The following is a 12,451-nucleotide window of genomic DNA, read 5'->3' on the forward strand; positions in this document are numbered from 1 at the left end:
GCCTTTTAAAATAGGAGTAATAACATGGCGACGATGAAAGACATCGCAAAACTGGCAGGGGTTTCCACTTCAACAGTGAGCCATGTTATTAACAAGACGCGTTTTGTGAGCGAAGAAATCTCTGAACGTGTTAACAATGCAGCCAAAGAACTCAACTACTACGCGCCATCTGCTTTGGCGCGTAGCCTTAAAGTCAATCGTACCAAAACCATTGGTATGCTAGTGACAACCTCTACCAACCCATTCTTTGGCGAGGTCGTAAAAGGCGTGGAACGCAGCTGTTACCACAAAGGTTATAGTCTCATTCTATGTAACACCGAAGGCGACAACGAACGCATGCGCCAGTCCATTAATACGCTTTTGCAAAAGCGTGTCGATGGTTTGATCTTGATGTGCTCGTCGTTAGAAGGGGAGCGTATCGATGTATTTGAGCGTTATCCGGATATTCCTGTCGTGGTGATGGACTGGGGGCCGATGCTGTTTACAAGCGATAAAATTCAAGATAACTCACTTCGTGGCGGTTACTTAGCGGCAAAATACTTGATTGATTGCGGTCACACTGAAATCGGATGTATCACTGGCCCTTTGATTAAACACCAAGCGCAAATGCGATACGAAGGTTATAAGCGAGCAATGAACGAAGCTGGCTTGGAATTTAATGCCAATTGGATCATTGAATCGGACTTCGAATGTGAGGGTGGGTATCAAGCGTTCAAGAAAATGGCTGAACGAGGTACGTTACCCAGCTCGATTTTTGTCTCTAACGATATGATGGCGATGGGTGTGATTAACGCCGCAAATGAGCTCGGTATTAAAGTGCCAGATGATCTTTCCATTATTGGCTACGATGACATTCATATCGCGAAATTTATGTCGCCTTCCTTAACGACCATCCACCAACCCAAATATCGACTCGGCCAAGCCGCCGTCGAAACTCTTGTCCGAAGACTGGACGACAAATCTAACGAAGCTCAAGTCGTTCAACTGGAACCAACATTGGTTGTACGCAATAGTGTGAAATTGCTAAATTGTTGAACTCATTGTGCAAACGGATATCACATAACCACAAATTACGTGTGATATTGAGCTAGAAAATTAAAAAAGACATTTCTCTTGAAACGATAAAAGCTTATTATCATCGTTGCTTATAAATAAAAATGTTAATTGTTGTCTAGCGGATTAGTTAAATGTTATCAAAAGGTTATGCGAAGTTCTCGGTCAAACATCCTTGGTTTCACCGAGCGAATGTTCTCGCAGTAGTGATCACTTTTCTCGTGAGCTGTTACCAGCTATTAGTGAATGAAGCTTTTGAATACGTGATTGGCTTTGTTGTTACGCTATTGGCATCGGTGCTATTTGCGTCAGCTTCCGCTTTCAAAAAGCGCTACTTAGGACTCGAGTCCTAGTTCATTTAGAATGAATGGTTGATATAAATAGGCGCTTTCAAGCAAGTAATGATCTGATTTATGATCGAGTGCATCAAGAGGAGGACAAATGTCCTCCTTTTTGTTTGTTGCTGCACCCTAATATGGGCGTATTCCAAACAAAATAATAAAGGACATCACCATGGACCTATTCGCCTTACTCGATATCAACAATACCCTCGTTACCATTCCGATTGGAGACGGCTACGCAATGAGCTGGATCGAAGCATTCGGAACCGTCTTTGGTCTGCTTTGCATTTGGTTTGCGAGCCAAGAGAAGACCGTCAACTACGTATTCGGCTTACTGAATGTCACGCTTTTTGCTGTTATCTTTTTCCAAATTCAGTTGTACGGGTTGCTACTTCTTCAACTGTTTTTCTTCTGCGCCAACATTTACGGTTGGTACGCATGGACTCGACCAAATGCACAAGGTGAAACGTTGGAAGTTCGTTGGCTTAGCAAGCAAAAGCTGATGGCGACTGCGGTTGTTTGTGTGGTCTCGATTGCATTGTTGACCATCTACATTGACCCATTCTTCTTCGCGCTGGCAAACATAGCTGTTGATAGCCTAAACATTTTCGGTGCAGGCCTGTCTGAGCCAGTACTTGAGCCTGATGCGTTCCCGTTCTGGGATGCAACCATGACGGTACTTTCTGTTGTTGCACAAATTCTGATGACACGTAAATACGTCGAAAACTGGATTCTATGGGTTGTGATTAACATCATCAGTGTGGGTATCTACGCGACGCAAGGTGTTTACGCAATGTCTGTTCAGTACGCGATTCTTATGTTCATTGCTGCCAATGGTACGCGTGAGTGGGCTCGTAGTGCCAAGCGCAATGGCGATAAAACCTTAGCTCAAGCAGCAGCGTAAGGAACAAGCAAATGGCTAAACAACCTCATATCGGTGTTGATGAAACACAAGTCGCTCCTCTTGTTATTGTATGTGGCGAGCCAGATCGAGCGAATCGTATCGCGGCATTATTTGATGATGCAGAAATGGTGTCGGAAAACCGTGAGTACCGCGTGTTTACCGGCAACTACAAAGGTCAGGCTGTTTCTGTATGCAGCACAGGCATCGGCGCGCCATCGATGATCATTGCGGTAGAAGAGCTCAAACAGTGCGGCGTAACTCATGTGGTACGTGTTGGATCTGCGGGTGCTATGCAATCGCAGATTCAGCTTGGAGAATTGATTGTTGCTGAAGGTGCAATAAGAGACGAAGGTGGCTCCAAATCGTACGTCGATTCTGCTTACCCTGCGTACGCAAGCTTTACTCTACTGAAAGAAGTCGAGCGTTATTTGTCAACGCAAACGACGCCATATCATTTCGGCGTAGTACGTTCTCACGACAGTTTCTACACCGATGACGAAGAGGCCATTTGTCAGTACTGGAACAAGAAAGGTATTCTAGGTGCAGACATGGAAACTTCGGCGCTGTTTACGGTCGGTCGATTACGAGGCCTTCATGTGGCTTCGATTTTAAACAATGTCGTACTCTACCAACAAGATGTGAAGGAAGGGGTAGGTCAGTACGTAGATGAAGCTAAAGTGATGATGGAAGGTGAAAAGCTTGCATCTTTCACGGCTTTAGAAGCGTTGATTGCCCAAGCATAGCGTCATCTCTTTCTAAGATTAATATCAAAAGCGGCACATGGTTGTCGCTTTTTTTATTTGGTTTCATCGTCTTAATGGAAGGGGTACAATCCATCTGAGATTGTTATCAATAGTAATTGTCTGGATGAATAAGCAAACTGGCTTAGTCTTTGAGTTGCTCATTTGTCCGGATTCGCATCCTTCCTAGCGCAGAGAAAAACGCATGAAAATCAGCCCTTATCCGACTGGTCGCTTCAAAAACTATCTAGAACAGAAAAGTGCCGCGTTTCGTGATCTCATCTATCAGTGCCAAGTAAACACTCGTTATTTTGATGCAGGCGAAGCCATTTTGCGCCAAGGCGAGCAACTTCAGTACCTGTATATCGTGCCTGTTGGACGTGTTTCTATGAGCATTTTGGCCGCCAATGGGCGACGTTTCCAACTAGGGGAGGCGAACTGCGATTACCACATTTATGGCGAAATGGAGTACTTTACTCAAACCCCTTGCCAGTGGAATGTGGTGGCTGATGAGCACATGCAAGTCGATGTCATTTGCATTCAAAAACTGACCGAAGTACTACAGCAGCACCCTGAGATGATGGTGTTTTTTGCCTCAGCACTGGCAGAAGACTATCAGGACTCAATGGATATCTATACTAACCGTTTGCTGCATCCCATCACTTACAATATTGCTTATGATCTTTTCGTCCGTAACCAGACGGATACTCTGCTTGGTGGCTTTGACAAAGTAAACCAAGAGGCGGAACGATTTGGCACGTCAGGCCGTGTTTATCGACGTGCGGTCAAAGATCTTATCGATAAAGGTCTTATTGCAAAAACCGACAATGGCTTAGTGATCCTTGATGAAATGGCGTTAAAAGCGTTCATTGATTCGCACGAATAATTCAATTCGGGATTGCAATGGTTGCCATTCATAAGTGCTTGAAATGGTTTAATCTAAAATCACTGTAATGAATGTAAAGTCGTATAAATCTTGTTGAATGCATTTGAGAGTAACGCTATATTGCGAACGCGCATGATAATAGATCTCATTAAGGCTCAACAAAATGAAAAAACTCGTCAGTGCGGCTGTTTTCTCGCTGCTAACCATTTCTCCATCTTTTGCTGCTAACGTTGTTATTGACCATTACATGGGAAAAACCGAGCTAGAACAATCACCTAAGCGCGTGGTTGTGATTGGTTTTGGTCCTTTAGATACTTTGGATAACTTCGGGATTGACCCTGTAGCTGTGTCAAACGCATCTCATCTTCCGAGCTATCTTTCTAAGTACAGCAAAGAGAATTACACATCAGCAGGCAGTTTGTTTGAGCCTGACTTCGAAGCTATTTATATGCAAAAACCAGATCTGATCTTGGTTGGCCCGCGTGGCTCCGCGAAATATGAAGAGCTAAGTGAAATTGCCCCAACGGTTGTGTTTGCAGCTAAAGAAGGTGAAGGCTACTGGGAAGGCACGCAGGCTCAATGGCGTAACATTGGCAAAATCTTCAACATTGAAGACAAAGTCGAGCAAAAGATTGAAACATTGGATGCTCAATTTAAAGCGATTCGCGACTACAACCAAACGAACAATAACGATGCACTAACGATTTTGAGCATCGGTGACAACATCAGTGCCTTTGGTGCGAAGTCCCGCTTCGGTGCGATTTACAATGACTTTGGTTTCATTGAAACGGTAAAAAACATCAAGACTGGTACACACGGTGACGTGATTTCTTACGAGTTTATCCGCGAAGCTGATCCGAAAAACATTTTGGTTATCGACCGTAACTCGCTGCATGCGAAGCCAAGCCAAGACCTTCGTAAATCGATGGACAATGATTTGGTGAAAGCGACGACGGCATACAAGAACCAAAAAATTACGTTCTTGGATGTTGATGCTTGGTACTTGGCTATGTCAGGCGTGACTGCGACAGAAAAAATGGTCAACGAGATCAAAAACACCGTCGATCTTTAAGCCCGGCTAGCAGAGGTTAACTTTGAAAAAGTTATTGCTAACCCTTGTGGTTTTAAGCACGGTTTCGTTGTTTGTTGGGGTGGCAGATATGACGCCCCAACAATTGTTTTCTGGCGATGCAAAAGCGTTAGAGCTTTTTTTCACTAGCCGTATTCCTCGTTTGTTCGCGATTTTGCTTGCTGGGGCAGGGCTGAGTATCGCTGGTCTTGTGATGCAGCAGATCAGCCAAAACCGTTTTGCCGCGCCTTCGACAACGGGAACAATTGAGTGTGCTATGTTGGGCTACGTAATGAGCGTGGTGTTCTTTGGCGATGGTGATCATCTTTGGTTGGTGTTTGGTATCTCCGTGCTCGGAACGCTTACGTTTGTGCATTTCATCCAACGTATCCAATTCAAAAGTGTGGTGTTTGTACCGCTCGTCGGGATCATTTTCGGTAACGTTATTGAATCGATGACCACGTTCATCGCCTACAAGTACGATGCGCTCCAAAGCTTGAGTGCTTGGTCGGTCGCGAACTTCGCCAACATTTTGCGGGGGGATTTTGAACTGCTTTACATTGCGGTTCCGATGGTGATTCTCAGTTACTTGTTTGCCGCAAGAATCTCTGCGGTCGGTATTGGTAAAGACTTTGCCGTGAACTTGGGTTTGAACTATCAGCAAGTGGTTACTATTGGCGTGCTGTTGGTGTCCATCATGTCCGCAAGTGTGGTGATGATAGTTGGTCAGCTGCCGTTTCTTGGCCTTATTGTGCCGAACCTCGTCAGTCATTTTTACGGTGATAACCTGAAGAAGAACATTCCTTTAACCGCCATGTATGGTGCCATATTGGTTCTCGGCTGTGATTTAGTGAGTCGTTTGATCATCTTCCCTCATGAAATGCCAATTTCCATTGTGATCAGCATTTTAGGTGGCGTGGTATTCATTGCGATGTTGCTAAGAGGTAAGCAGCATGCGTGATTCAACCAAAATCGTTTTGCTTGGTGTTATCGCTCTGGTGTTTGCCTTTTTGTTTATCGGCATTGGCTTGAACGCAGACAACTACCAGTACTTTCTTTCGCGACGCGTACCCAAAGTGTTGGCGATTGTATTAGCTGGCGTGGCGATTGCTCAGTCATCTATGGTGTTTCAAACCATTACGCATAACCGGATATTGACGCCAAGCATTATGGGCTTTGATGCTTTGTACGTGTTAACGCAAGTGTTGATCGTATTGTTGTTTGGTGGGTTGAGCACATTAGTGTTGAATATCTACGTCAACTTCACCATCGCGGCATGCATCATGGTGGCGTTTTCACTGCTTTTGTTTGGTTTCTATTTCTCCAAAGGCAGCCGAAATTTGATCACCTTATTGCTGGTCGGTTTGATATTTGGGCAGCTCTTTTCTAACATTGCGTCTTTCTTCTCGCTATTGATGGATCCCAATACGTTCGCTTTCGTGCAGTCCAAACTGTATGCAAGCTTTAACAACGTAAAGGTTAATCTCGTGTACTTCAGTGCGCCTATGTTGATATTGGCTTGCTGGTTGCTGTTTCGTATGCATCGCACATTGGATGTGTTCTGGTTAGATCAAGACAACGCGAAAAGCTTGGGTGTTGATGTGCCGAAAGTGACGCGCAACGTCTTCATCCTTTCTGCGGTTTTGATTGCAATTTCTACCGCTTTGGTTGGCCCAATTATGTTCTTTGGTTTGCTTGTGACCAACTTGAGCCGCGAGATGTTTCATTCCTATCAACATAAAACATTGTTGATAGGCTGTTCGCTGTTGGCCATTAGCTCCTTGCTTTCAGGGCAGTGGGTCATTGAAAACGTATTTAATTTTGAGACAACGCTAAGCGTGGTCATAAACTTCCTTGGCGGCATTTATTTCTTGTATCTGCTGTTGAAAAACAAAGTCGTATAAACATGATAGTCATAGAGAAACTAACCAAAGCATTTGGTTCGAGTAAAGTCGTTGATAGCGCGGATACTCAGTTCGAAAAAGGCAAAGTCACGTCGATCATTGGCCCAAATGGAGCAGGCAAGAGTACCTTACTTTCCATGGCTTCTCGCCTAACAGAGCGAGACGGTGGTAGCGTCATCATCGACTGTAAAGAGATCGCTGAGTGGGATACCAAAGAGCTGGCGAAAAAGCTTGCTGTGTTGCGCCAAGCGAACTCAATCACGATGCGATTTACCGTGAAAGAGCTGGTTTCTTTTGGTCGGTTTCCTTATTCAAAAGGCAATCTCACCAAAGACGATCATGCGGTTATTGCACAAGCCATTAACTATTTAGACCTTCAAGATATTCAAGATAAATACTTGGATGAGTTAAGTGGCGGTCAGCGTCAGTTGGCGTTTATCGCCATGGTGATTGCTCAGGATACGGACTACGTTTTCTTAGATGAACCGCTGAACAACTTGGATATCAAGCACTCATTGCAGATCATGAAGGTGATTCAAAGGCTTGCTCATGACATGAACAAAGCAATGGTGGTTGTGATTCACGATATCAACTTCGCGGCGTGCTATTCCGATGTCATTCTGGCGCTTAAACAAGGCAAAGTGGTGGCAAGTGGCGCGGTTGAAGAGGTGATTAAGGCAACAACATTGGAAGACATCTACGAAACACCATTTAACATCATTGAGTTAAATGGCAAACGCATGTGCACTTACCATTAATCTGAACCAACTTGTTGCCTTTAACGAACTGCAATAGATAGGCGAGCTTACTTAGTGAGCTCGTCTATGATTGGACAGCGACTTTTTGCATCGCCAGGACAAGCCGATACCCAACCTTCCAACTGTTTTTTAATTTCCATCAGGTGAGCAATTTTCTCTTCTACTTCGCGCAGTTTATCCATCGTTCTTTCTTTCACTTCGCTGCTTTTACGGTTTGGATTATGCGCAAGCTGGACGAATTCTTTACATTCTTGAAGTGAAAATCCTGCGTTTTTTGCTCGTGAAACTAAGTTAAGTTCTTGAATATGATTATCCGAATACTCGCGATAGCCAGAATCACTGCGTGCTGGTGGAGAGATGATCCCTTTGTCTTCATACAAACGAATCGACTTTGATGACAGTCCAGTTAGCTTCGCGACAGCGCCAATATTCATGTTTAACCTCCACATTCGAGATAACGCCGATGCCGTTAATTGTCGTTGTGTATCAGCGCGTTAAACATATTGTTTTTACGCAGCGTTTGATTTGCAACCCGATGGCATTGGCTTGATGTTTAACGCGAGTATATACCCATGTCGTTGACGATATATACCCCAAAAGTGCGTAAGTAGGTTGGATAGACGCATTGTTGAGCGTTCCCGTCACTCTTTTACGATCTCATGGGGCGGCACACCGAACACTTTTTTAAACGCATTAGTGAAATTAGAAGGATGGTGATAGCCCGCTTCGTACGCGGCTTCAGTAATCGACACTAAACCACGCTCCAAATGTACTCTTGCGATCTCAAGACGACGATAACGGATATAACCATTCACCGTCATATTGAGTGACTGTTTAAAGCGGCGTTGTAGGTTAGACACACTCATCGAGAATACCTCTGCAATGTGTTCGAGGCTCAACTCTTGTCCAAGGTGCGTTTCGATATAGCTGACAATGTTTTCCACGCGTGAATCACTATGACGTTCGGTGATTTTATCTCGGTAACTGTTGGTGTTTTGAGGGCAAAAATCCTGTGGCATTTGTTGTGTTGCGTGAAACAGAATTTGATAAATCAAACTTTCGATTTCGAGCTTGTCTTGGAAACGATGCGGTGTATCCCGGTTGGTGAGTTCGGTGGCAAGAATAGTTAACGCCTGATTAAGCTCTAGGTGGTAAAAGGCTTGGTGCGTTTCAAAGAAGGCAGTACTGCAACACGACTCTTCCGTACGGGACTCTAACCATTGCGGCTTTACAAGAATATTAATCTTGTTGATCTGATTGTTTTCAATAAGCGAACGACGAAAGTTAGCAGGATGAATGAGATTCACCACCACGCCTTGAGGTGTATCACTGGCATCGAGATCGAACTGTAAATCGTCGTAACCGAAAGAGAGTTTTCCTTCGAGAAGAATGGTTATCAACAACGAAGTGTGCGCGGTAGAGACGATATTGGAGTCAACCAATTCAATGCAGCGCCCACCATGCACAAAAATCTGGTCATTGTACTGATAAGACAAAAACTTCCCTTCAGCCAGTTGGGTCTGGCATGGTTGCCCTTGCGTCACAATTAACTGCTTTTCCGTGGCTTCCAGTTTTTGGGTCATAGCTATTTTGCCAAGTTTAGTTCGTTTGGCGGTGACTTCCTGCATTTGACGTTTCCTCATAACACTTGTGCGATTTCGCATAACTGAATCGCCTTTGTATTTATAAAACACCTGCTTATTATACCTGAGAATTATTATCATTAATATTTAGGAATGTACTTATGGAAAGCCCAGCTTGCTCATCAATCAAGCTTTCAAGCCTTTGCCTTGCAGTGGGAATGGCATTGGCAAATCCCGTTTTAGCTCAAGAACCTGACTCTCATTTCGAAGAAGTCGTGGTATGGGGAACGAAAGTTTCCAGCAATACCGAATCGATGTTCGCGGACGATATGTCATTAAAGCAGGCCGATCATATGTCGGATCTACTGCGTGATATTCCGGGCGTTGATGTGGGTGGCACTCACTCAGTCAACCAGCGCATCACGATTCGCGGCTTGGGTGAGACTGACTTGGATATCCGTCTGGATGGCGCGTCACAACACGCGAGTATGTTCCACCACATCGGTAACTTAACGCTGAACCCCGATATTCTTAAGTCGGCAGATATTCAAGTGGGTAACAACTCAGTGACGCAAAATGGGTTGGGTGGTTCGGTGTATTTTGAAACCAAAGACGCACGTGATTTGCTTCGTTACGATGAAACTTTTGGCGCGCGTGTATACGGTGGTTTTGCATCTAACGACAATCAACAAGGCTCATTAACGTTATACGGTTTGCTGTCAGAAAACATAGATGCAATGGTTTATGGCCACTATGTGACGCGTGACGATTTCAAAGATGGAAACGGCGACAAGACGTTCGGCTCGGCAGGGGACGTTTACAACATTCTTGCGAAGCTTGGTTACGAGTTTAATGACATTCACCGCTTCGAACTTTCCTACGATATGTACCGTGACAGCGGCGATTACAGTCCTCGCCCTGATATGGCAGGTAGTGCAAACAATGGCTTGTCGAGCAAGTTGCTGATCCCAACGGATTACGATCGCGATACCGTCACGCTCAGTTACGAGCTAAGAGGGGAGCAGCACCAAGGTAACGTGACGCTTTACAACACCGAAACCGAAATCAAACGTGATGAAACGGTTATGGCACCGCGTTGGCCTTCGAACCGCTTGTCAAAGAACACGGCTAAGAACCAAAACCTCGGCTTAAATGCGAAATTCCAATCGGATTTTGCTCTCGCTCAGTTTGATAACCGAGTGACTTATGGCTTTGACTACATGGATAAGACGTCATCTAGTTACTACGGCAGTAGCAAGTTTATGGATGAATCGGCTGTTTCAACGGCGCTGTTTGTTGAAGATCAGTTCTTCTTTTCGGATGCCTTCTTTATTACTGCGGGTCTGCGTTTTGATGATTACAAACGTAAAGCGGAAACAGGCACAAGCAATTTTGATGACGTGACTTGGGCATTGGCTGCAGAGTGGGCGGTGACACAAGACTGGACACTGTTTGCGAGCTCGCGTTCACTGTTTAAAGGTCCAGAGTTGATGGAAACGTTCATCGCGTATCAAGACGTTGCGTACCTCGATGAAGGCATGAAGGCGGAAACGGGCCAAAACACCCAAGGTGGTCTGCGTTTCAACAAGACGTTGGATAAACACTTCTTCGGAGCCAATGTGACGGTTTTCCAAACAAATATTGATGATTACATTGCTGATAAATACCAAGATGCGACTCAAACCTACCTGATTTACAACATCGGTGACGTTGAGATCAAAGGCTTTGAAGCCAGTGCGTCCTACGGGTATGACAAATTCAACAGTAAGCTTTCTTACTCGCAGTCTGATACCAAAAACAAGAACACTGGCGGCCCAGTTGCAGGTGGAAATGGTCGCAGTATCGACATGGGTGACAGCATTGCTTTAACGCTGGATTACCAATCTGATTCGCTAGAAACCATCTTTGGTTGGACATCCATGTTTGTACTTGAAGAAGACAATGTGTTTGATGGCCAGCCTGCTAAAGATAGCTACGATGTGCATAATCTGTACGCTCAGTGGGTGCCGTCAAACGTTGATGGCTTATCGGTAACGTTCGGTATCGATAATATCTTCGATGAGGTTTACACATCACATGCGTCACGTTCGGGCACGGTACGCGGCTTCACGCTAGATGATTACGAACCAGGTCGCAACTTCAAGCTTTCAGCGGCTTACCAATTCTAAAACCTATTCATAAGGCTCTCGAAAGAGGGCCTTTTTACACGAATAAGCAAAGTGACAATATGATCAAAGAAACGACCCAGATTGAAAGTGAACACGCGAGCAAATACTTAGTGACGCTATGCCGACATTTCGCACGTAAAGTGCCTGCAACGTGGGATGAACAAAGTGGCTTGGTAACATTCCCTGCTGGAAAGGCAGAATTCAGTTTAAATGGGCTCTGTCTCATTATTGCGTGTGAAGCGGATTCTGAAAAGCAGTTGGAGCAAGTGAAGGGCATTATCGAATCGCATGTCGAAATGTTTTCACGTAGAGAGACGCTCGAGCTTGATTGGATTCGATAAAAACGAATTTTAGACAATAAAAAAGCCCGCAGTGTATGACTTGCGGGCCTTTCAAAATACGAGTTTTATTGGGCTTTTTCAGGCTCTAGGCTTTTTTTTTCCTGCTGCATTTTAGCTAGGAAGTACACGTTAACACATGCAATAAAGCCGTTTGTTAGCACTACTGGCCACGAATCAATCATCAGTCCGTAAGCAGTGAACAGTGCACAGCCGATAAAGTTAAGGATACGAAGCTTAACAATATCTTTCATAGTTAGCGAAATTGCGACCATGATTGAAGCTGCGTAGCCTAAAATCTCAACCATATTCATTTCCATTATTTGACCCTCTTTAAATCTGCCGAATTTGTCGGTACCAATTCTTCTCATCTTGAGATTAGCGAGGAAGCTCCATGCCTCGAATGGTCTTTATTTTTGTATTGGCCGTACTATATCAATGGAAAAACCGTGATGAAAGCCTCAAATCAAGGTTAAGAGAAGGTTAGCGATTACGCAAACGTTTAGGGAGAAAATTACTGATAACTTTACTTATTATGTTGATTGATAATAACGATGGGATTGATAGCTCAAACGCAGTTGAATATATGGGCATATTATCCTAATATTGCAAATGAGAATTATTTTTATTTGTGTCGTTTTTATGATGTATTTTTCTGCTAGTTTAGTTGTTTTATGCGCTGTTGCGCTTCGGACAAAACCTAATTC

At 44.3% G+C, this 12,451-nt stretch carries 14 protein-coding genes; 11 read left to right on the forward strand and 3 right to left on the reverse strand.

The genetic code is table 11. From position 1 onward, the window contains the following. Positions 1-24 precede the first annotated feature (24 nt). From BIW15_RS10505 to vctC, 9 genes are all read left to right on the forward strand, one after another. Positions 25-1,035, forward strand: a complete 1,011-nt coding sequence (locus tag BIW15_RS10505; RefSeq protein ID WP_021485288.1) for a substrate-binding domain-containing protein — start codon at positions 25-27, stop codon at positions 1,033-1,035. A gap of 152 nt (positions 1,036-1,187) precedes the next feature. After that, positions 1,188-1,406, forward strand: coding sequence for a hypothetical protein (locus BIW15_RS10510; RefSeq protein ID WP_021485268.1), 219 nt, complete (start codon positions 1,188-1,190; stop codon positions 1,404-1,406). Positions 1,407-1,566: 160 nt separating this feature from the next. Then, positions 1,567-2,298 (forward strand): nicotinamide riboside transporter PnuC, encoded by a 732-nt coding sequence (gene pnuC / locus BIW15_RS10515; RefSeq protein ID WP_023584864.1) that lies wholly within the window; start codon positions 1,567-1,569, stop codon positions 2,296-2,298. A gap of 11 nt (positions 2,299-2,309) precedes the next feature. Then, complete coding sequence (locus BIW15_RS10520) at positions 2,310-3,041, forward strand: nucleoside phosphorylase (protein ID WP_077280971.1); 732 nt, start codon at positions 2,310-2,312, stop codon at positions 3,039-3,041. A gap of 202 nt (positions 3,042-3,243) precedes the next feature. Next, positions 3,244-3,924, forward strand: coding sequence for a Crp/Fnr family transcriptional regulator (locus BIW15_RS10525; RefSeq protein ID WP_053313735.1), 681 nt, complete (start codon positions 3,244-3,246; stop codon positions 3,922-3,924). A gap of 163 nt (positions 3,925-4,087) precedes the next feature. Then, positions 4,088-4,996, forward strand: a complete 909-nt coding sequence (locus BIW15_RS10530) for a siderophore ABC transporter substrate-binding protein (protein ID WP_021485291.1) — start codon at positions 4,088-4,090, stop codon at positions 4,994-4,996. 22 nt (positions 4,997-5,018) lie between these two features. Then, complete coding sequence (vctD, locus tag BIW15_RS10535; protein ID WP_005482134.1) at positions 5,019-5,954, forward strand: iron chelate uptake ABC transporter permease subunit VctD; 936 nt, start codon at positions 5,019-5,021, stop codon at positions 5,952-5,954. Further along, positions 5,947-6,897, forward strand: coding sequence for an iron chelate uptake ABC transporter permease subunit VctG (gene vctG / locus BIW15_RS10540; protein ID WP_077280972.1), 951 nt, complete (start codon positions 5,947-5,949; stop codon positions 6,895-6,897). Before vctD ends, vctG begins: the two co-directional genes overlap by 8 nt. 2 nt (positions 6,898-6,899) lie before the next feature. Further along, positions 6,900-7,655 (forward strand): iron chelate ABC transporter ATP-binding protein VctC, encoded by a 756-nt coding sequence (vctC, locus tag BIW15_RS10545; RefSeq protein WP_025623710.1) that lies wholly within the window; start codon positions 6,900-6,902, stop codon positions 7,653-7,655. Between the two features lie 47 nt (positions 7,656-7,702). On the opposite strand, the gene cueR is transcribed toward vctC, so the two are convergent. Next, positions 7,703-8,089: a Cu(I)-responsive transcriptional regulator gene (gene cueR, locus BIW15_RS10550; RefSeq protein WP_005486235.1), complete on the reverse strand. Its 387-nt coding sequence runs from the start codon at positions 8,087-8,089 to the stop codon at positions 7,703-7,705. A 207-nt stretch (positions 8,090-8,296) separates the two neighbouring features. Continuing rightward, a complete protein-coding gene (locus BIW15_RS10560; RefSeq protein WP_179115266.1) occupies positions 8,297-9,283 on the reverse strand; it encodes a helix-turn-helix domain-containing protein in 987 nt (328 codons plus the stop codon). Between the two features lie 116 nt (positions 9,284-9,399). On the opposite strand from BIW15_RS10560, the gene BIW15_RS10565 reads away from it, so the two are divergent. Beyond that, positions 9,400-11,406, forward strand: a complete 2,007-nt coding sequence (locus tag BIW15_RS10565) for a TonB-dependent siderophore receptor (RefSeq protein ID WP_029823029.1) — start codon at positions 9,400-9,402, stop codon at positions 11,404-11,406. 59 nt (positions 11,407-11,465) lie between these two features. After that, positions 11,466-11,747 (forward strand): DUF2218 domain-containing protein, encoded by a 282-nt coding sequence (locus BIW15_RS10570; RefSeq protein ID WP_005482124.1) that lies wholly within the window; start codon positions 11,466-11,468, stop codon positions 11,745-11,747. A 65-nt stretch (positions 11,748-11,812) separates the two neighbouring features. Here the strand turns inward: BIW15_RS10570 and BIW15_RS10575 are convergent, their stop codons facing one another. Further along, positions 11,813-12,064 carry a YgjV family protein gene (locus tag BIW15_RS10575; RefSeq protein WP_005454365.1) on the reverse strand — a complete coding sequence of 84 codons (252 nt, stop codon included), beginning with the start codon at positions 12,062-12,064 and terminating at the stop codon, positions 11,813-11,815. Positions 12,065-12,451: the final 387 nt, after the last annotated feature.

It is taken from the genome of Vibrio sp. SALL6 (assembly GCF_002002385.1).
GTDB lineage: Bacteria > Pseudomonadota > Gammaproteobacteria > Enterobacterales > Vibrionaceae > Vibrio > Vibrio parahaemolyticus.